The organism is Methylobacter tundripaludum SV96 (assembly GCF_000190755.2).
GTDB lineage: Bacteria > Pseudomonadota > Gammaproteobacteria > Methylococcales > Methylomonadaceae > Methylobacter_A > Methylobacter_A tundripaludum.
In genome coordinates this window covers 1,090,635-1,112,639 of record NZ_JH109153.1, presented here as the reverse complement: position 1 = coordinate 1,112,639, position 22,005 = coordinate 1,090,635, and the positions used below count along the sequence as shown (strand labels likewise).

General features: G+C 51.0%; 12 protein-coding genes. 5 read left to right on the top strand and 7 right to left on the bottom strand.

Annotated elements, in window-relative coordinates; all coding sequences use genetic code 11:
- Positions 1-187: 187 nt before the first annotated feature.
- Positions 188-3,022 (bottom strand): methyl-accepting chemotaxis protein, encoded by a 2,835-nt coding sequence (locus METTU_RS24870; RefSeq protein WP_006893241.1) that lies wholly within the window; start codon positions 3,020-3,022, stop codon positions 188-190.
- Positions 3,023-3,521: 499 nt separating this feature from the next.
- On the opposite strand from METTU_RS24870, the gene leuB reads away from it, so the two are divergent.
- Positions 3,522-4,628 carry a 3-isopropylmalate dehydrogenase gene (gene leuB, locus METTU_RS17670; RefSeq protein ID WP_006893239.1) on the top strand — a complete coding sequence of 369 codons (1,107 nt, stop codon included), beginning with the start codon at positions 3,522-3,524 and terminating at the stop codon, positions 4,626-4,628.
- Positions 4,629-4,814: 186 nt separating this feature from the next.
- On the opposite strand, the gene METTU_RS17665 is transcribed toward leuB, so the two are convergent.
- Both METTU_RS17665 and METTU_RS17660 read right to left on the bottom strand, forming a co-directional pair.
- A complete protein-coding gene (locus tag METTU_RS17665) occupies positions 4,815-5,522 on the bottom strand; it encodes a TMEM165/GDT1 family protein (protein WP_006893238.1) in 708 nt (235 codons plus the stop codon).
- An 86-nt stretch (positions 5,523-5,608) separates the two neighbouring features.
- A complete protein-coding gene (locus METTU_RS17660) occupies positions 5,609-6,559 on the bottom strand; it encodes a ZIP family metal transporter (protein ID WP_006893237.1) in 951 nt (316 codons plus the stop codon).
- 206 nt (positions 6,560-6,765) lie between these two features.
- Between METTU_RS17660 and METTU_RS17655 the strand changes: the two genes are divergently transcribed.
- Positions 6,766-9,090: a TonB-dependent receptor gene (locus METTU_RS17655; RefSeq protein WP_006893233.1), complete on the top strand. Its 2,325-nt coding sequence runs from the start codon at positions 6,766-6,768 to the stop codon at positions 9,088-9,090.
- Between the two features lie 650 nt (positions 9,091-9,740).
- Here the strand turns inward: METTU_RS17655 and METTU_RS17650 are convergent.
- The 4 genes from METTU_RS17650 to METTU_RS17635 form a co-directional block, all read right to left on the bottom strand.
- Positions 9,741-11,198, bottom strand: coding sequence for a beta-barrel assembly-enhancing protease (locus tag METTU_RS17650; protein WP_006893232.1), 1,458 nt, complete (start codon positions 11,196-11,198; stop codon positions 9,741-9,743).
- Positions 11,199-11,294: 96 nt separating this feature from the next.
- Positions 11,295-12,272 carry a sensor domain-containing diguanylate cyclase gene (locus METTU_RS17645; RefSeq protein ID WP_006893231.1) on the bottom strand — a complete coding sequence of 326 codons (978 nt, stop codon included), beginning with the start codon at positions 12,270-12,272 and terminating at the stop codon, positions 11,295-11,297.
- The gene (locus METTU_RS17640; protein WP_006893230.1) at positions 12,269-12,883 is read right to left on the bottom strand and encodes a chemotaxis protein CheX; all 615 of its coding nucleotides are present in this window, start codon (positions 12,881-12,883) and stop codon (positions 12,269-12,271) included. The genes METTU_RS17645 and METTU_RS17640 overlap by 4 nt, the downstream gene beginning before the upstream one ends.
- Positions 12,880-13,263: a response regulator transcription factor gene (locus tag METTU_RS17635; protein ID WP_006893229.1), complete on the bottom strand. Its 384-nt coding sequence runs from the start codon at positions 13,261-13,263 to the stop codon at positions 12,880-12,882. The genes METTU_RS17640 and METTU_RS17635 overlap by 4 nt, the downstream gene beginning before the upstream one ends.
- A gap of 367 nt (positions 13,264-13,630) precedes the next feature.
- On the opposite strand from METTU_RS17635, the gene METTU_RS17630 reads away from it, so the two are divergent.
- The 3 genes from METTU_RS17630 to narH all read left to right on the top strand — a co-directional run bounded on the left by METTU_RS17630 (position 13,631) and on the right by narH (position 21,859).
- On the top strand, positions 13,631-16,306 hold the full coding sequence (locus METTU_RS17630) for a nitrate/nitrite transporter (protein ID WP_006893226.1): 2,676 nt from the start codon (positions 13,631-13,633) through the stop codon (positions 16,304-16,306).
- A 178-nt stretch (positions 16,307-16,484) separates the two neighbouring features.
- Positions 16,485-20,228 (top strand): nitrate reductase subunit alpha, encoded by a 3,744-nt coding sequence (locus tag METTU_RS17625; RefSeq protein WP_006893225.1) that lies wholly within the window; start codon positions 16,485-16,487, stop codon positions 20,226-20,228.
- Positions 20,225-21,859 (top strand): nitrate reductase subunit beta, encoded by a 1,635-nt coding sequence (narH, locus tag METTU_RS17620; protein ID WP_006893224.1) that lies wholly within the window; start codon positions 20,225-20,227, stop codon positions 21,857-21,859. Before METTU_RS17625 ends, narH begins: the two co-directional genes overlap by 4 nt.
- Positions 21,860-22,005 lie beyond the last annotated feature (146 nt).

Here is a 22,005-nt window from a genome sequence, read left to right as displayed (position 1 = left end):
TCAGGTATGTATTAATCCCGGATGGGTATTAATAACAAGGCCGGAATCACTGCCGGTAAAGCAGGCGCTTTAGGTGGTTCGGAGGAGGGAGCGTGACTGCCCTGAGCTTTTCGAAGGGCGCATCGTTTGAAATATGGATGCGCTTCACTGTATGAAGCGCATCCAATAAGCCGGGTAATGTGTTTAACTAAAACTCTTCCCATTCATCGCTGGAAGACTGCTGTATTGGTTGATGACGGGCTGCTGCCGGTTTTTGGGTTGCCACTGTTCTTGACGCTTGTACCGTTTCTTTGCGTAGCGGTGTTGCATGAAAAGACGTGGCTTGAGACACGGCTCCGTGGGCATTGCGAGAGTAACCGTCCACTTTGAATTGCGCTACCGTATCCGACAGGTTTTGAGCCTGTTCTTCCAGTGATTCCGCTGCGGCGGCGGCTTGCTCTACCAGTGCGGCATTCTGTTGGGTTACATCGTCCATCTGGGTGATGGCCTGGTTGACCTGCTCAATACCGGCCGTCTGTTCCGTTGAGGCGGCGCTGATTTCAGACATCATGACGGTAACGCCGCGAATGGAATTGACGATTTCTTCCATGGTTTGACCGGCTTGCGTGACCAATTGACTGCCGCTGGAGACTTTAATGACCGAATCGTCAATCAGGGTTTTGATCTCTCCGGCAGCCGTGGCGGCGCGTTGCGCAAGGTTGCGCACTTCGACGGCGACCACGGCAAAGCCCCGGCCTTGATCCCCGGCGCGCGCCGCTTCGACGGCGGCGTTGAGGGCAAGGATGTTGGTTTGGAACGCAATGTCGTCGATGACCGAAATAATATCGCCGATCTTGCGCGACGAATCGTTAATGTCGTCCATGGTTCGAACCACCTGGCCGACCACTTCGACGCCTTTACCGGCGATATCGGATGCGTCAACGGCAAGTTGGTTGGCTTGGCTGGCGTTGGCGGCATTATGCTGCACGGTGGAGGTCAGCTGTTCCATGCTGGCCGCAGTTTCTTCCAGGCTGGCGGCTTGCTCCTCGGTGCGATGCGACAAGTCATTATTGCCCGAGGCGATTTCTTTAGAGCCGGTGTTAATGCTGTCGGTCGCTTCCTTGATTTGACTGATGATTTCCTTGAGTTTTTCCACCGTGGTATTGGCGTCGTCCTTGAGTTGCCCGAAACTTCCGGCATAGTTGCTGGTGATGGTTTGGGTCAAGTCGCTGCGGGACAGTGCGTCCAGTACGCGCACCACATCATTGATGCCGCTCTCGGTGGTTTCCAGCAGTTCGTTAAGCCCTTCGCCCAGTTGCTTAAAGAAATCCTTTTTACCTTGCATTTCAATGCGCCGGGTGAAATCGCCCATGACTGCGGCGTGGACAATGGCGGCCACTTCCTGTTCTACCTCGACTTCGGCGGTGCGATCCAGCCATTGCGTTACCCGGCCCAGCGAGTTGCCGCTTTCGCCAATGATGGGGCGGGCGGCCAGACGGAGGTGATGATCCTGAAAGAACAAGTCCACGTCTTCGCCGGTTTGTGCGGCGCGATCGAATTTGGCGGCAGCTTCCGGATTGTTGAACAGCTTGGAGAGGCTGTTGCCGTAGAGGCCTTCGACATTGAAATCGGGGCCGCCTATCGAAGCAAGAAGACTCTTGGCCGCCGGGGTCATGTGGATTAGCAGGGTATCGGTGCCGGATATGGTGATCGCGGACGTGGAGCTGTCCAGGCCGATTTTGATGCGTAAGCTTTCATCGGTAATGCGTTTGCTTTCCGCAACGTCGAAACCGAGTTTGATCTGCATGGATTTAAGCGCTTCCATCACCTTGCCGATTTCGTCATGGCGTTCAATAGCTATGGCGTTGTTATAGTTGCCTTGGGCGATGCGGCCAAAATCGCTGATAGCGGCATCAAGCGGACGCACAATGACACGAATCAGAAGAAAGCCCTGCCATAAGGCCAGCAGTGTGCCCATCGCGATCAAGCCGATGCCGATGTTACGGGTGCGGTCATAGCGGGATTGCGCCAATTCAAACTCCTGCCTGGCGACATCGACCTGCAATTGCATCAAAAGCTTGATATCTTCGTTAGCGGGTTTAAAAAGCGGGTTAATCTTGTCTACAGCAAGCTTGTTGGCGAGTTCGAGGTCATGGGCTTTCAGCGCAGCAAGGGTCGGTTTCAAACCTTCCTCTACAAACAGTTTTCTGTCTGCGGTGAACTGGTCGGCCAGCTTTTCTTCTTCGGCGGTTAGGTAGGTGGTCATGTAGGTCGTCCAAATCCTGCTGATTTCCGCGATGTTTTGTTCTACTTCACCGGTGTTGTTCCGGATCGCCTCGGGCGTTGGCGTAACCAAGGTAGCGGTAAGTCTCAGTTGGTTGGTCAGCATCAGTTCCTTGATAGTGGAAATCTGGTTCATCGGCACCGTGCGGTCCTCATACACCGTGCGCAAGCCGTCATTGGCCTTGTCCATGCCATGCAGGCCCATGCCGCCGATGATCATCATCAATATGCTCAGCAGGCCGATAACGGTTACCAAACGACTTTTGATCGTGGGGTTATTGAAGGGGTTGAATTTCCCCCAAAAAGTTGATTTGACGACTTTTCCGTCCTGGATTTTCAGATTGCCGGCTTTGCCTTCCTTAAACAGCCGGTAGGCGGCATCGGCTGCAGTGACTTGGTCCCGGCTGGGTTTGCTGCGTACCGACATGTAACCGGCCAGCTGATCGTTTTCATAAAAGGGTGTGGCATTGGCCAGCACCCAGTAGAAGTCGCCGTTTTTGCAGCGATTTTTTACCAGTCCGGTCCACGGGCGATTTTCTTTCAATGCCTTCCACATATCTGCAAACGCTTCCGGCGGCATGTCCGGATGCCTCACTATATTGTGCGGAAAGCCGATCAGCTCTGCTTTGGTAAATCCGCTAACCCGAAGAAAGTCCTCATTGATGTCGGTAATCATCCCTTTTAAGTCAGTCTTGGATACGATGGAGTCGCTCTCTTTAAGCGAATACTCTACATTGGTTACCGGCATATTGGTCTTCATGAACTGTCTCTTATTATTTTTGTTTGGAAGGGGGAAATTGTAAGATTGCCAATCAATGCCGTCGGGGTAAACGTGATTGAAAACCGATCATTTTAAAGCAATCCATTTAATTTTGTATGGTTAAATGGATTGGTTTCCGGTCTTCATTAGGGGATGCGGATGTGTTTTTGCTAAAAAAGCGGGAAAACGATGTTGTCGCCATGCAGTAGGTATTGAACGAGGCCATTTTAAACGGATACGGCGCTTAGTCCATAGCATCAAAGGGATATGTAACGCATTGGGCCTGCCGCTTGAATGGCTAGTCGGACTCTACTTTTCAGGAGCAAATTGAAAATTTGCAGCAATATACAGCAGCACTCAGCCAACGATTTGGAGATGGGTAGCAATAAACACTGTTTTAGGGCGATGTATGCCCGGCTTTATTAAAAAAAATAAAGTAAAATAGCGGTTTTTTAAAAATCTCACTCCGTAGATATTAAGCAGACAGCAAAGGTACATAATGAAGAATTATAAAATCGCAGTGTTAGCCGGTGACGGTATCGGTCCTGAAATTACTCGGGAAGCCATTAAAGTGCTCAAGCTTATCGAAGAGCGTAACGATGTTACTTTCGAACTGATGCCCGCAGCTTTCGGAGCCTGCGCCTATTTTGAATTCGGCGATGCCTTTCCGCAATCGACCATCGATATTTGCGACCAGGCCGATGCGATTCTTAAAGGCCCGATTGGTTTGAGCCATGAGCAATCCAAAACAATTCCCATTGATAAGCAACCCGAACGCGGTGCGTTGCTGCCGATGCGTCGCCGTTACAACACCTACGCAAACTTTCGGCCGGTTTTCCTGCCCAAAGCCTTGGCCCATTTCTCGCCGCTAAAACCTGAAATTATCGGCGAGGGCATCGATATTATTATGGTTCGGGAATTGGTCGGCGGCCTGTATTTCGGTAGCAAGGAAACCGGCATTAACGAGCAGGGCTTGCGTTATGTCAAAGAAACCCTGGAATACGATGAACACCAAATCAGCCAAATTTTGCACCAGGCGTTCAAGCTTGCCCAAAAACGCAAGAAAGTGCTGCACAACATTCATAAAAGCAATGTGCTGAAATCCAGTGTTTTGTGGAATGAAATACTCGATGAAGTGGCTAAGGAATACCCCGAAGTGGAGGTCATCCATCAACTGGTTGATTCGGCCGCGACCAATCTGTGCTTGAAGCCTACCCAGTTCGACGTGATGGTCATGGAAAACATGTTCGGCGATATACTCAGCGATCAGGGCGGCGGTATTCTGGGCTCACTGGGCTTGATGCCTTCCGCTTGTATAGGTGATGAAAAAGCCTACTACGAGCCGTCACATGGTTCGGCGCCCGACATCGCCGGGAAAAATATCGCCAATCCTTACTCAATGATCGGCTCGGTTGCGATGATGCTGGAAAACAGCTTCGATATGGCAGCAGAAGCCAAGAATGTCTGGGATGCGATGCAAGGCGTGTTTGGCGACGGTTACTCAACCGCCGATCTGTCCAAGCCGGGCAGCGGCGTTAAGATGATCAGCACCGAAGAGTTTGGTGATAAGGTTGTTGAAAAGCTGAGACAGATGCCAAGAGTGTAAGGCTGCAACTACTCGGCTATCAAAGGCAATGGAACGCTGATGACGCGGATGATTATGATCAACACCGATAACTCGAAAACGGCGATTAGCTGATTTTTCTGGATAATCGAAAAAATCTTATTTAATCATAAGTATCAGCGTCATCAGCGTTCTATTTTGGGCTGCCGGGTAGCAGGCGTTTCCAGTCTACAGTCCAATGTAGCTAATATAAGCCCGATAACCTGCAAAAACCGACAGCATCAGGAAGATAGTTCCGCTGATCCTGTGCAACAACACCAACGGGACTTTTTGCAAAATAGTGCGGCCTGCCAGAATTCCCAAGGCGGATGTTGAGGCCAGCGCGACTGTCGAACCGAGCCATACGGCAATAGGTGCAGCGGTACTGCTTAAACCGACAACAGCCAACTGGGTTTTGTCGCCGAACTCAGCCACGGTAATCAATAAAAAAGTGGTGAAAAAAATGCTGTGACCGCTTTTTTCCTTAATTTCCTCATTTTCATCTTCCATTTCTACGCGTAAGGAATGAATGCCGAAGGCGGCGAACAGGATCGCGACGATTGTCGCGACAATGTATGCCGGTAGCCAGCTGGCAATGGCGATGCCAAACATAACGGCCAGGGTGTTTAAAAAGGCAAAGGCGGCGATAGCGCCCAGCAAAACCGGCATGGCTCTGTGCCGGGATGCCAGCGTCATGCATACCAGCTGGCTTTTATCGCCAATTTCAGCCGCAGCAATCAGGGCAAAACTGGTTGCTGCCGTGGCTGATATTTCGCCAAAGTTGCCGTTGCTCAGCAACGATAAAAAATGCTGTAAAGAGCTTTGAAGATTTTCGACAATAGGTGCTGTGCTCAGTGAGGTTAGAAAATGTTGTAAATAGCTTTGAAGATGATCCATTTTGTTTCCGGGGAACGGTTTTTCCTGCATGCGCCGTTGTAAGGTGCGTACAGCTCACCCTGCAACGGCAGTATTTCGGTAAGGTATTAACCCAGCATATTGTCCAGAGTCATCATAATGATGAAGCCGATCATTAAGGCAAATGTAGCGTAGCGCGAACGACCGTTGGAATGGGTTTCGGGAATGATTTCTTCGCTGATCACAAAGAGCATGGCTCCGGCGGCAAAGCCCATGGCTATCGGCAGGATGGGTTGGAACAGGGTGACCATGGTGATGCCGAGCAAGCCGCCTACCGGCTCCACCAGACCTGTTAGCGTGGCAATGCCTACGGCTCGCCACTTATTGTAGCCCAGTCCGACCAAGGGCAGGGCGACGGCCAAGCCTTCGGGAATATTTTGCAGGGCTATCGCAATTGCCAGAACCACGCCGTTTTTCATCTCCCCGGAACCGAAACTGACGCCGACCGACATGCCTTCAGGAAAGTTATGGATGGTGATTGCAATGATGAACAGCCAGACTTTTTTTAGGGAGCTCAGGTGAGTATCGGAAACTGACTCAAAATGCACATGCGGCAATTGGCGGTCGGCGTAATGCAAAAACAGGGCGCCGATCAGCATGCCGAAAGATACGATATAAATACCTTTCCCCGGCGATACCAGGTTGCCGTATGCCATGCCGGGAACCAGCAGGGAAAATGCGGTTGCGGCCAGCATAACGCCGGCGGCAGCGCCGAGCATGCTGTTGAACAGGTTTTGGGAAATGTTTTTGAAAAACAGGGCGGGCAAGGCGCCAAGGCCTGTCGCCAGTCCGGCCAGGATGCTGGCAAAAAAACCGATAACAACAATCCGTCCGAAAATTAAATACAAAGCGCCGAACACCACCAACTGCGACAACAGGAATAATCCCGCGAGTGTCGCCCAGCGTTTTAGCGGCGGCATCGCCAGCAGTTTTTGATAGTTTTCGCTGGATTTTATGGCGTCTACCTGGTCTTCAAAATAGCGTTGCAATTTAGTTACAGTCTTTGTTGTTAAAGTCATAAGGTTTACCTGCATCAGCTTGTTTTGGAATGTGCGCCAAGCATTATAACCAAATACCCATAACTTGGGTTTGTTTGTGGTGGATTGCCTTGAGCCCCCTGTGTTCGCTTTTCAGTGATATAGGAATATTTCCTTTTGTCGGCCGCTGTCTAGTGCCTGAGTAAGGGTTTGGCTATGATGGCGGTATTATTTATCTGGAGCGAAGAATGAAAAAATTGACATGCACACTACTCGGGCTAAGCCTGACGGCGGCCGGTGCCGTGTCGGCCAAGGATAAGCCGCTGGATCTGGGCATCATAGACGTTGTCGGCGTTACGCCACTGCAAAGCAGCCAGGTTGCCGCTTCTAAAATACCGGCGAATATCCAAACCGTTTCTTCCGAACAGCTGGAAAAAGCCCAAAGCATCACCCTGGCGGATTATATCAACCGCTATCTGGGCAGCGTGCATGTCAATGAAGCGCAAAATAATCCGTTGCAGCCTGATATTTCTTATCGCGGTTTTGTCGCTTCACCGCTGTTGGGATTGCCGCAAGGGTTGTCGACCTATGTTAACGGCGTCCGGTTTAACGAACCGTTTGGCGATACGGTTAACTGGGATTTAATTCCTCAAGGGGCGATTGATTCGATGGCTTTATATCCGGGCTCCAACCCGGTTTACGGGCTGAACAGTTTAGGCGGCGCCATATCGATCAAGACCAAAACCGGGTTTTCGGCGCCCAAGCATGAGATTGAAGCTTACGGCGGCTCTTGGGGCAGGCATTCGGAAGAATTAAGCAGCGGTTGGAATAACGGGACCTGGGGCTATTTTTTAGACCTGCATCACTTTGAGGAAGACGGGTGGCGGGATTTTTCACCGACTAAAGCCGATCAGGCGTTCGGCACCTTGAGCTGGCGCGGCGATAAAGGTTCTTTAGACCTGACCTTGGGCGGCAACGATAACAATATGCGGGGTAACGGTGCTGCGCCGATCCAGTTGCAGCAGCAAGATCGGGCGGCGGTGTTCACCCATCCCGACCAGACTGTCACCCGGATGTTCTTTTCCGAATTGGCGGGCAGCTACGATCTGGCTGATGATATTGAAGTGAGCGGTAATGCTTATTTCAGGCAGAACCGGATCAGGACCTTTAATGGGGATAACAGTAATTATGATGACTGCACATTACCTGGAAATGCAGGCTTATTATGTCAGCATCCGGGTGTTGACGAACAAGTTGTTACAGATATTAATGGTTTGAATGTTGATGCTGTTGATGGTGTTAAAGGCGCGACCAACAATTCCAGCCAAACCAATATGCGCAGCCGTGGGGGTACGTTGCAGACGGCGTTTGCCCCGGACTTATTCAAGCACAAAAACAACCTGACTGTAGGTACAAGTTACGATTATGCCGAGGCGCATTTCGGTTCGGACACCGAGCTGGGTTCGCTGACCAACACGCGGGGAACAACGCAAAGCGGAGTTCTTGTCGATGAATCCAGAGTCCGGTTACATACCAATACCTCAACAGTAGGCGTATTCCTGACCGACAGTTTTTCCATTACCGATGACCTGACCGCGACCATCGCCGGGCGTTACAACTATAGTCACATCAACATGGAAGATAAATACATAAAGGATCCTTTAAAAACCCTGGACGGGTCGCATACCTTTGACAGGCTTAATCCTTCTGCCGGATTGACTTATCAAATCAGGGATAACCTGAATGTGTACGGCAGCTATAGCGAGTCTGCCCGTGCGCCGACGCCGATGGAGTTAAGCTGTGCCGATCCGACGGCTCCGTGTAAATTGCCCAACTCGTTTGTGGCTGATCCGCCGCTGGAGCAGGTGGTCGCCAAAACCTGGGAAGGCGGTTTCAGGGGAGACTTGGATGAGCTGTTAGGCAAGGGGGATTTGAAATGGAACCTGGGCTATTTCAACACCATCAACCACAATGACATTATTTTTCGCCGAGATGCCGCCAGCGGTCTTATCAGTCAAGGCTATTTCAGCAATGTAGGCAAGACCCGTCGCTACGGCATAGAAGCGGGAACGACCGTTAATTATCCGCAGCTGTTCAGCGGGATTGACGACTGGCATTTGTCGACCAACTATACCTATTTAAACGCCCGGTTTTTGGATGGCTTTGATATTCAGAACCCGCTGGATACGACCCAGGCGATGGCTGTTACCAAAGGCAACAGAATTCCGGGTATCCCCGAGCATATCTATAAGGCTAATGTAAGCGTCGATTTATGGCAGCGCGTGTCGTTGGGCATTGACGGCATCTACAGCGGCAATAAGTATTTCAGGGGCGACGAGGCCAATTCCACAGCGCCGTTAGCCGGTTACTGGCTGTTTAACGCCAAGGCGGAATACAAGGTGACCAAGAATTTTGCGGTATTCGGCAAGGTCGATAATATCTTCGACAAGAACTACAACTCTTTCGGTGTTTATGGGCAGGCCAATGAGATATTGCCGGGCTTTGACGATCGCCGGTTTGTGGCGCCCGGTGCGCCCAGAGCGGGTTGGATTGGGGTGCGCTTGACTATGTAAGGATTTGGTCGGAAATAAAACTTCCCGAAACTTGGACTTATCATTCCCACGCTTTGCGCTCGTCGTTATTCACAAGCATCTGCGGGATGTCGTTATTCCGGCAGTCCCTTACCTAGCGTTAGGCGAGAAGCAGGCCGACATGCGGACCTTCCAGGTTTTTAAAACCTGGAAGGTCTGACTTGCAAGGTTTCGAGCGGAGCGACATGTCCCATCCGGCTTGGTTTGAAAGTTACCTTTTCCTTCGGCTACTGCTGAGATGACGTGCTTTAAAAGCCGCTTTCCAGTCACATTTCTTCAGGCAATAAAAAGCCCGCATAAAGCGGGCGTGTTGAGTGCTGTTATTATTGTTATTTAGTTGTCGTTTGCAACTTGACCCAAGCAGTGTCACTTATTTTATTATTATTATCAGCTAGTCTAAAAGACTAAATTCCCCCTCTTAGTCGGTAATGAAACCGAGCTCAGTCCCTTAAGCTGGTGCGAATTTTATTCAAATGAACTCCCCTTGTCTATTTAAAAATGGGGATTCGCTGGAAAAATATGATCGCTCCTAAAAATTTAAATAAATACAGCTAGTTATGGAATTTTAGCTGCTGCTAATAAACAAAATGACAGGCAAGCAGTGCTTTTTGTTCAGGTAACGTTCAGGATTATCACCGATTGCGTCTGGCCTCTTCTTCCTCATTGGTAAAGAAGTTGAGTCGTTCATTAAGGATGGAAGATAGTTGAAAATTAAGGCCTTTTGATTTTTGAGCCAGTTTTATTTGCAGGATTGCATCTCTGGTTTGCCCCGTTGCATAGTAGTATTCCGCAAGATAACGATGAGATTCGGCGGGTTGGTTTAAGTCGCTATAAACTTGTGCCAATAGCTGCGAATAAATCGGTTGTTGCTGGGTTTTAGGCTTTAACAGAAGTAAGTTTTTCCGTGCCAGGTCGGCGTTACCGGCTTTTAGCAGGGAGGTAATGTATTCGAGCTTAATGGCCTCGTTATCGGGAAATTGCTCGGTCAGTTTTTTATAGCGAGCCAGCGCTGTGCTGTAGTTTTTCGAGTCCAGCGCAGTGCGGGCAAGCGCGGTTGCATATTGAGCCTGGTTTGGGTATTCCTTGCCGAGTTGCTGGAAAATTGTTTCCGCTTCATTGAATTTTTGCGAGTTAAGTGCGCACAGGCCAAGCCCGTAGCGGGCAACGGTGCGTTGTTCGATGGTGCCTTGAGTTGATCGGGCTTGAAAGTATTTAAGCGTCTCGGCATTGTCGGCGCCGGTTAACACCCGAATTTTTGCCTTGGCTAATTGGTAGCCGAGCGAATCTGGATATTGTTTGTAGGGATAGGTTTCCGCGCGGCCCCGGGTGTCGGAAATACGTGAGGCGGTAACCGGGTGGGTCCTTAGAAATTCAGGAATGTTCTGCCCGTAATAGCGGCTGGATTGCTGTAGACGCTCGAAAAAAGTGGGCATGCTGCGCGGGTCATATTGGGAGCCTGCCAAGGTTTGCATGCCGACCCGGTCAGCCTCCGCCTCGTTTTCGCGCGTAAAATCAATTTGAAACTGAACGTTACCGGCCTGGATAGCCACGATGGCGGCTTGTCCAAGAGCGGGGGATTGGGTGCCCAATAAAATGGCGGCCAGTGTCGCAGCGGCAGTAGGGATCGATAAGCGGCTGGAGGCCTCGTAAGCGCGGTACAAATGGCGTTGGGTAACGTGGGCAATTTCGTGCGCCATCACCGATGCCAATTCGCTTTCGGCTTCGGTGATTAAAATCAACCCGGAATTTACGCCAATATAGCCGCCAGGTCCCGCAAAAGCATTAATGTCATTTTCCATTACCACAAAGAAATGGAACGGGTTGCTCGGTGCATCGCTATTGGCTACCAGTCTTTCGCCGATAGTTTGAATGTATTGCTGAATTTCGGCATCCTGATTGATGGAAATTTGCGAGTGCAGGCTGCGGAAAAACGCTTCGCCAAACTCTTTTTCTTCGGCGGGCGTAATCAGGGTGCCGGAAGAGTCGCCCATGTCAGGCAATTCGATTTTGGTAATCTCAACGGCCTGTGGCGGGGCAGGGAAGAGGGCGAGGCTTAAAGCCAGTGTAATGGCGGATGGTTTGAATTTCATACGATGAGACTGAATAAAATTTAACTTGAGTTTAATCGGGTTGTTAGCGGCTCAATATCAGGTTCATGATCTTGAGTTTTATCCGGCAGGTCTGATCTATTGTTCCAGATATTCTTCGGTTTCGCAAAGCGGGAGGCAAATGCACCGGTTGCGACCTTTCAGTTTGGCTTGATAGAGTGCCGCGTCAGCTTTGTTTAACAGGTTGTCGTCGTTTTCCGGAATGCCGGTGCAAAGACCGACGCTAATCGTTATCTGATTGAATGGGCGGGATTTTATATGCGGCATTGCCAGATTAAAAACGGCGCTTCTTAATTTTTCGGCAAATTGTTCGGCGACTTTCTGGGGTAAATGCGGCATCACCAGAACGAATTCTTCTCCGCCATAACGTGCCACGATGTCGGTGGCGCGCGATAGTTGCGATTTTAACGCGCTCGCGACCTGCTTTATTGCATTATCGCCGGCTATATGTCCGTAATAATCGTTATAGGACTTAAAAAAATCAATATCGACCATGAAGATGGATAAGGGGTGTTTTTGCCGCTTTGCCTCGGCTACGGCCATTTCGTAATGCGCATCGAAGAATCGGCGGTTGCAGATGTCGGTCAAACTGTCCGTTGTCGCTTCTTTCTTCAGGATTTCCGAGTGTGAGCGCAGCATTTTTTCACGCTTGATTGAGGTGCTGGAATCCGTTATTTGAATGAGGCAGCATGATTCGTTCAGTTGCGACTGAATGGGCGTGATGGTGATCGATTGATACATCCTGGTTTGTTGTTGATTTGCTTCGCATCCATTGTACAGCGGCAGCGGCGTGCGGTGTAGAGCCGTCGACAAAACCACGGGCAGTCTGTGTGTCAGGGTGTTTTTGAGTGCGGTCAGGAATGCCGGTGACACAGACTCTGAAAACACGTTTTCAAATTGCCGGTTAAGGGCGTCGGTTTCTTTAATGTCGCTATGCTTGGCAATCCAGTTGTTCCAGAGCAATACTTTGCTATCGGCATCGACAACGCAGACCCCGAGGTTTAGTGAATTAAATATATCTTCCATATCAAAACGCTTTGCACTGAGGGTATTCATGAAATACTGCCAAGAAATTGATTAATATGGATAACAAGATTCGTCAGGGATGTGGAGCTTAACAGGAATACGAGATTGCCGGTCGTATGCCGCTTTTCGATGGCGAGATCGATATGTAATACCATCACATAGGGCTGATTGGAGTTTTCTTTGAGCCGATGTAATATTTCATCGGCTGATGCGACTCTGTAATTGGGTAAGGAGCTTTCCAGTGTGAAGTGGAGTATGTCAGCCATCGCGGACAGGCAAGCATTCAAAATGATGTTGCCCAATTCACACATCGCTTCGTGCTCAAATTCTGCAAGTTCTTCAAGACTCATCTGCGAGCCCATCATATCGCTGACGATTTTTAAGGCTTGCTCTTCGGTAAATAAAAGCACCGCCTCGGCATTAAACGGGCCGCTAAAGTACTGACTTACCGCACCGAATCGTCCACTGTTCAACGATAATGTTGTCGCATTGATGTCTTCTACGTTAATGACTTGCACAGAGGGGACGGAAATATGTACTTCGTCTCCGACAATCTCGCTAAGGCTTAATGCTGCGCGGCCTGCGCCGATACTAAATATCTCAGCCAAGGCATCAAGATGAAGTTCGCTGAGATTGCTCATTTGGAATTTGTAAAATAGTCTAGCGTCAGAGCAATTGATTTTTCTGTGACTGGTTTTGCAACTAATATGGACCCAAACGAACGGGCACGATTTTTGTGGGTTTCTTGAATGTTTGCCGAGAAAATAACCATTTTCATTAAAGGATATTTAGATAATATCCGCTCTGCGGCATCGGTTCCTGAAATGCCCGGCATGTTAATATCCATGGTGCAATAGTCTGGACGCTCATTATCGGCCAGTTCAATAGCGTCTTCGCCGCAGACAGCTTCAAAAATAACCCAGTCGGGGCGTTGGACAAGAATGTGTGTGCGGATTAACATTCTGGATACCTTGCTATCATCGACGATCAAAAGTTTTTTTATTGAACTGTCCACAGGCATGATTGATTTTTACTAAGGCTAAACTTCAAGCATTCTACATGAAAAGATAAAAGTCGCGAAGCTATTCTATGGCCTGGTTTGTAGGGGATAAACTTTACGTTTTTAATTGAATTGGGCAGTGTCGGCCACGACTACGGGTTGTCGCGAATGTGGCAGTGCTACGGACAATGTTTTTCTTGTTGAGGTCTGCAGTATTCCTTGTTTTGTAGATGAAAATGTAAATTTATCTGGAATTAGTTGTTAACTTTCATGGTGATATGGAACGACTTAAGGAAGCCAGTATAAGATGTATTTTATATGAATAAATACCATATGTTTTATGGTAGGGTATGGGCCTATAACAATAAAAACATAAGGGCGAAATATCGTGTCATACATTAATTCCTCCCAACAAAAACGCGCGCTTACCGCGAGCACGGTGGCATTCACCACCTGCTTTGCGGTGTGGACCATCTTTTCTATCATCGGCTTACAAATCCAGAAAGACCTGCATTTAAGCGAGACCGAATTCGGCTTGCTGGTCGGCACGCCGATACTTTCAGGTTCGTTAATCCGGCTGATGCTGGGCATCTGGAGCGACCAGTACGGCGGCCGTATCGTTTATGTGCTGGTTATGGTGACGGCGGCTATCGCTACCTTCTTGCTGACCACCGTTGAAACTTACACCATGTTTCTAGTAACCGCACTCGGCATCGGGGTTGCCGGCGGCTCGTTTGCCGTGGGCATTGCCTATGTTTCGCGTTGGTTCCCTAAAGAGAAGCAAGGCACGGCGTTAGGTATTTTCGGACTCGGCAATGTCGGGGCGGCGGTGACCAAATTCGTCGCACCTTTTGTGATGGTTGCATTCGGATGGCATGCGGTAGCGCAAATCTGGGCGGCAGCCCTGTTGTTGATGGCGGCAATCTTCTGGTTTGTGACCGATGACGAGCCGATGCTTAAACAACGTCGCGAGTCTGGCGTCAAACCTGAGTCATTCCTCAAACAACTGGAACCGCTCAAGGATATGCGGGTCTGGCGGTTTTCGCTTTATTACTTCTGCGTATTCGGCGCTTTTGTCGCATTAGCGTTGTGGTTGCCGCGCTATCTGGTTGGGGCTTACGGTTTCGATATTAAGTCGGCCGGTATGTTGGCTGCGGCGTATTCCATTTTCGCCAGTCTGTTTCGTGCGTTGGGCGGCTGGTTGTCCGACCGTTACGGGGCGCGGTTGTTGATGTACTGGACGTTTATTGTCGCCTCTATTTGTACATTTTTCCTGTCCTATCCCCCTACGGATTACATCGTTCACGGCAGCAAGGGCGACATTGCCTTTAGTCTGGCGATTCAACCGATGGGCTTTATTTTCCTGGTTTCGGTGCTGGGCCTGTTCATGTCATTCGGCAAGGCGGCGGTGTACAAACATATCCCGGTTTATTATCCCGATAATGTCGGTGCTGTCGGCGGCGCTGTGGGCATGGTCGGCGGGCTGGGCGGATTCTTGTTGCCGCTGACTTTCGGCATGTTGAACGATTTGACCGGCATTTGGAGCAGCTGCTTTATGCTGCTGTTCGTTTTGATGACGATCGCGCTGAGCTGGATGCATTTTTCCATTGTGAGGATGGAGCGTCGCGAAGTGCCTGAATTGGCCAAAATATCCAAAGACTTGCATGAGCTGAGCCATCCTGCTCCACTGGTGCTCACCGACTGGAATCCTGAAGACCAAGGCTTTTGGGAAACAACCGGCAAGCGTATCGCGACCCGTAACCTGTGGATCAGCATTCCCGCCTTGCTGTTGGCGTTTGCGGTGTGGATGGTGTGGAGCGTCGTGGTCATCAACCTGCCCAGCATCGGCTTTAAATACACCACCAACGAATTGTTCTGGTTGGCGGCATTGCCGGGTCTGTCGGGGGCGACTTTACGGATTTTCTATTCGTTCATGGTGCCTATTTTCGGCGGACGTCGCTGGACGACGATCAGCACCGCTTCATTGCTGTTGCCGTCCTTATGGATCGGTTTTGCAGTGCAAAATCCTGAAACGCCTTATGTGTTAATGGTGGTGTTGGCGTTGTTATGCGGTTTCGGCGGCGGCAACTTTGCCTCCAGCATGGCGAATATCAGCTTTTTTTATCCTCAATCCCAAAAAGGCACGGCGTTGGGCTTGAATGCCGGATTAGGCAACTTGGGCGTCAGTACCGTGCAATTTGTGGTGCCGCTGGTTATCGCCGCGGGCGTGTTCGGTTCGCTGGGCGGCGAGCCGCAAGAGTGGGTTAAGGGCGCGCTGACCAAATCCATCTGGCTGCAAAACGCCGGTTTTATCTGGGTGCCGTTTATCATCGCCACCAGTATTGCGGCGTGGTTCGGCATGAACGATATTGCCTCCGCTAAAGCTTCGTTCAAAGAACAGTCGATCATTTTCAAGCGCAAACATAACTGGCTGATGTGCTGGCTTTATACCGGAACATTCGGCTCGTTTATCGGCTATGCTGCGGGTTTTCCGATGCTGATCAAAATACTGTTTCCCGATATTAACCCGACTCAATACGCCTTTTTGGGGCCGCTGGTCGGTGCGTTAATTCGCCCCGTCGGAGGTTGGCTGGCTGATAAGTTGGGCGGGGCGCAGGTGACGTTGTGGAATTTCGTTATCATGATTTGTGCGGTATTCGGCGTGCTGCATTTTATGCCTTCGGCCGGAAATCCCGGCGATTTCTGGGGCTTCCTCGCGATGTTCATGCTGTTGTTTATCACCACCGGCATCGGCAACGGTTCCACCTTCCGCATGATTCCGGTTATCTTCATGACTGAACGGCTGTGTGCTGCAAAAGGGCAGGGCGAAGAAGCGATTGCCAAAGCCAAAAAAGATGCGGCAAAAGAAGCGGCGGCGGTGCTGGGTTTTAGCTCGGCGATTGCAGCTTACGGCGCGTTCTTTATCCCCAAGAGTTACGGTACGGCGATCAGCATGACCGGCACGCCCGATGCGGCATTGTATTGTTTCATATCTTTTTATCTGGTATGTATCGGCATTACCTGGTGGTTTTACGCGCGTAAAACTGCGACTATGCCTTGTTGATCGTTACAAAATAAAAGCTATCACCACGAAGACACGAAGGGCACGAAGTTTTTACTTTGGTTTTTCTTTGTGAACTTCGTGTCTTCGTGGTGACACATCAATTTGTTTAAGTTGATGTGTTGGGGATGAGGTACGAACCCCAAACAAACACCAAAACCCTAAAATATAGGTAAATCTTATGAGCCATTTCCTGGATCGCTTGCTCTTCTTCAAGAAAAAAGTAGATACCTTCTCCGGTGATCACGGCGTGGTGACCAATGAAGACCGAAGCTGGGAGAACAGCTACCGATCGCGCTGGCAACACGATAAAATCGTGCGTTCCACGCACGGCGTCAATTGCACGGGCTCTTGCAGCTGGAAGATATATGTTAAAAACGGGCTGGTGACCTGGGAAACCCAGCAAACCGATTACCCGCGCACCCGTCCCGATCTGCCCAACCACGAGCCGCGCGGCTGCTCGCGTGGTGCGAGTTATTCCTGGTATTTGTACAGCGCCAACCGCCTTAAATATCCGCTGATACGCGGACGCCTGATCAAGTTGTGGCGCGAGGCCAGACTGACTTTAGACCCGGTCGAAGCTTGGGCGTCGATAGTCGAAAATCCTGACAAAGCCTCTGAATATAAAGCCGTACGCGGCCTGGGCGGATTGGTTCGCGCCAATTGGGACGAAGTCAACGAAATCATCGCGGCGGCCAATATATACACCGCCAAAACCTTCGGCCCAGACCGTATTATCGGATTTTCGCCGATCCCCGCCATGTCGATGGTGTCTTATGCGGCCGGTAGCCGTTATCTGTCGTTGATCGGCGGCGTCAGCATGAGTTTTTACGATTGGTATTGCGATTTGCCGCCTGCATCGCCGCAAACCTGGGGCGAACAAACCGACGTGCCGGAATCGGCGGACTGGTATAACGCAGGATTTTTGATGCTGTGGGGATCGAACGTGCCGCAAACCCGCACACCCGACGCTCATTTCATGACTGAAGCGCGTTATAAAGGTGCGAAAGTCGTGGTCGTGAGTCCCGATTATTCGGAGGCCAGCAAGTTCGCCGACCTGTGGCTGCATCCCAAGCAAGGCACCGATGCCGCGCTGGCGATGGCGATAGGGCATGTGATCCTGAAGGAGTTTCATGTCGAGCGGCAAAGCCCGTATTTCAACCAGTATGTGCGCGAAAATACCGACTTGCCTTTTCTGGTCATGCTGAAAGAACAAGACGGCTACTATGTGCAGGACCGGTTCTTTAGAGCCTCGGACTTTTTAGGTGGCTTAAGTCAAAAAAACAACCCCGACTGGAAAACGGTGGCCTATGACGAAATCAACGGCCACATCGTCCCGCCTTGCGGCTCTATCGGTTTCCGCTGGGGCGAAAGCGGGCATTGGAACATCGAACAAAAAACCGTAGATAATCAGGAAGTGCGCTTGCGCTTGAGCTTGATTGATACCAAAGACGATGTTGCCAGCGTCGGCTTTCCTTATTTCGGCGGCTCCGAACATCCGCATTTTACCCATTCCGCCCATGACGTTATCCAAAAGCGCAATGTGCCGGTCAAGAAAATCACTCTGGCCGACGGCACTGAAGTCTTGGCGATCACGGTGTTCGATTTGCTGGTTGCGAACTACGGCATAGATCGTGGCTTAGGCGGCGGCAATGTCGCCAGTTCTTATGATGAAGATGTCCCGTACACTCCTGCGTGGCAGGAAAAAATCACCGGCGTTAGCCGGAAAAACGTGATTGCGGTGGCGCGGGAATTTGCGACCAACGCCGAAAAAACCAAAGGCCGCTCGATGGTCATTCTGGGTGCCGGTATCAACCACTGGTATCACATGGACATGAATTACCGCGGCATCATGAATATGCTGATGCTGTGCGGTTGCGTCGGGCAGTCCGGCGGCGGTTGGGCGCATTATGTCGGACAGGAAAAACTGCGTCCGCAAACCGGCTGGCTGCCGCTGGCGTTCGGCCTGGACTGGAAGCGTCCGCCAAGGCAAATGAACAGCACCTCGTTTTTCTACAGCCACACCAGCCAATGGCGTTATGAAAAGCTCAAAGTTCATGAGATTTTGTCGCCGCTGGCAAAGCCCGACGACTGGCAAGGCAGCTTGATCGATTTTAACGTCCGCTCCGAACGCATGGGCTGGCTGCCGTCCGCGCCGCAACTGCAAACCAACCCGCTGCAAGTGGTCAGGGATGCGGAAAAAGCCAAACAAGACCCGATTGAATATGTCGTCAAATCGCTGAAAAGCGGCAAGCTGAAGATGTCCTGCGAAGACCCCGATAATCCGCAAAATTTTCCGCGCAACATGTTTGTGTGGCGCTCCAATTTGCTGGGTTCTTCGGGCAAAGGCCATGAATATTTCCTGAAGTATTTACTGGGTACGCAACACGGCGTTCAGGGCAAAGACCTCGGCGATAGCGGCGATAAACCCTCGGAAGTCGAATGGCATGAAACCGCCGCGGAAGGCAAACTCGATTTGCTGGTCACGCTGGATTTTCGCCTGTCCACGACTTGCCTGTATTCGGACATTATTCTGCCGACCGCAACCTGGTACGAGAAAAACGACCTGAACACCTCGGATATGCACCCGTTCATCCATCCGTTGTCCAAGGCTGTCGATCCCGCCTGGGAGTCGCGTTCCGATTGGGATATTTACAAAGGCATCGCCAAGAAATTCTCGGAATTGACCATAGGTCATTTGGGACTGGAAAAAGACATAGTCGCCGTGCCGATCCTGCACGACACACCGGCAGAGCTGGCTCAGCCGTTCGACGTCAAGGACTGGAAAAAGAAGGAATGCGAGCCGATTCCGGGCAAAACCATGCCGACGCTGGTGGTGGTCGAGCGTGACTACCCGAACACCTATAAGATGTTCACTTCGCTGGGTCCGTTGATGAGCAAAGTCGGCAACGGCGGCAAAGGCATAGCGTGGAACACCGAGACCGAAGTCAAGCAACTGGGCGAACTGAACCGACTGGTGACCGACGAAGGCATCAGCAAAGGCCTGCCGCGCATCGAATCCGATATTGATGCGACCGAAGTCATTTTGATGCTGGCGCCTGAAACCAACGGTCATGTCGCAGTTAAAGCCTGGGAAGCCTTAAGCAAAATCACCGGGCGGGATCATACCCATCTGGCGTTGCCGCGCGAAGACGACAAAATCCGTTTCCGCGACGTACAGGCGCAGCCGCGCAAGATCATCTCGTCGCCGACCTGGAGCGGCCTGGAATCCGAACAAGTCTGCTACAACGCCTGTTATACCAATGTCCACGAGCGGATTCCCTGGCGCACGCTGACCGGCCGCCAGCAGTTTTATCAGGATCACAGCTGGATGCGGGCGTTCGGCGAGACCTTATGCGTCTACAAGCCGCCTGTTGATACCCGCTCCATTGCGCCGATTCTGGGTCAAAAGCCCAACGGCAATGATGAGATCGTGTTGAATTTCATCACGCCGCACCAGAAGTGGGGCATCCACAGCACCTATAACGATAACCTGCTGATGCTGACCTTGTCGCGAGGCGGTCCGATTGTGTGGATGGGTGAAGTCGATGCGGCGAAAGTCGGCATCAAGGACAACGACTGGGTAGAAGCCTATAACGTCAACGGCGCGCTGGTCGCCAGGGCGGTGGTCAGTCAGCGCGTCCCCGAAGGCATGTGCATGATGTATCACGCCCAGGAAAAAATCATCAACACGCCGGGATCGGAGACAACCGGCGGGCGCGGCGGCATCCATAACTCGGTTACCCGGGCGACGCTTAAACCGACGCACATGATCGGCGGTTACGCCCAGCTAAGTTACGGCTTTAACTATTACGGCACGGTCGGTTCCAATCGGGATGAGTTTGTGATTATCCGCAAGCTCAGCAACGTCGATTGGCTGGAAGAGCCCAGTCAAAATGCCAATCAGCAGGAGAAAGTAAAATGACTAATTTGTCTGGAACAAATTTGGACCACGAAGCGGGTTCAGAAGCAACGCGGTCAAAGAAAAGACCGCGTAATATTCGCGCACAAATAGGCATGGTGCTGAACCTGGACAAGTGTATCGGTTGCCACACCTGCTCCATTACCTGCAAGAACGTCTGGACCTCGCGTAAAGGAGTTGAATATGTGTGGTTCAATAATGTTGAAACCAAGCCAGGGGTGGGTTTTCCGCAGCAGTGGGAAAATCAGGACAAATGGAACGGCGGCTGGGTACGCAAAATCAACGGCAAGATAGAACCGCGCCAAGGCGGCAAGGTCAAGAGTTTGCGCAATATTTTCGGCAACCCGGATTTGCCTGCAATCGACGATTATTACGAGCCGTTCGATTTCGATTATCAGCATTTGCATAACGCCAAGGAATCCAAAACTCCGCCGACTGCGCGTCCCTATTCGTTGATTACCGGCGAGCGCATGGAAAAAATCGAAGGCGGCCCGAACTGGGAGGAAATCCTGGGCACCGAGTTTTCATCACGTTCGCGCGATGTCAATTTCGACAATATCCAAAAAGACATGTACGGTGAATTTGAAAACACCTTCATGATGTATTTGCCGCGTTTGTGCGAACACTGTCTTAACCCGACCTGCGTTGCAGCCTGCCCCAGCGGTTCGATTTACAAGCGCGAAGAAGACGGCATTGTGTTGATCGACCAGGACAAATGCCGCGGCTGGCGGATGTGTGTTTCCGCCTGTCCGTACAAAAAAATCTACTACAACTGGGAAACCGGAAAATCGGAAAAATGCACGTTCTGTTATCCGCGCATCGAAGCCGGGGAGCCTACGGTTTGTTCGGAAACCTGCGTCGGGCGGATTCGTTATTTGGGCGTGTTGCTGTACGACGCCGACCGTATCGAAGCGGCGGCCAGCTGTGAGAACGAGCAGGACTTGTACCAGCAGCAGCTGGATATTTTCCTCGATCCTAAGGATGAAGAAGTCATAGCGGAGGCGCGAGCGGCAGGCATCCCCGAATCATGGTTAATGGCCGCGCAAGAGTCGCCGGTTTATAAAATGGCGATAGACTGGAAAGTCGCGTTTCCGCTGCATCCGGAATTCCGCACCCTGCCGATGGTCTGGTATGTGCCGCCGTTATCGCCGATTCAGTCGGCGGCGGAAAACGACCAAATCGGCATGGATGGCGATATTCCCGACGTGCGTTCATTGCGTATTCCGGTGCAGTATCTGGCCAACTTACTGACAGCGGGTAAAGAAGAGCCTGTCGTGTTGAGCCTGGAGCGGATGCTGGCGATGCGTGCCTATATGCGCAGTCTTACCGTCGATGGCGTAGTCAATACCGAGGTGTTGGAGCGCGTCGGTTTGACCCAGTTGCAGGTTGAAGAAATGTACCGCTACATGGCGATTGCCAATTACGAAGACCGCTTTGTGATTCCAACCAGCCATCGCGAATACGCCAGCTCCACCTTCGATGCTTACGGCGAGCAAGGCGGCTGTGGATTCAGTTTCGGCAGCGGATGTTCCACGGGTAATAACGATACCAACCTGTTTGGCGGCAACAAGAAGCCGCAACGTAGCGGCGGCATTCCGATCAAGATTCCGATTAAAGTCGAACCGGCAAAATAAGGAATCATTATGCAAACACTAAAACTAGTTTTATCGTTCCCACAAGTACATCCTCGTTCCCACGCGCTGCGTGGGAATGCGGTTAAAGGCGCGCTGCGCCGCGAGTCACGGCCAGTATATAGAAACGCGCACCGTGCCAATACGGG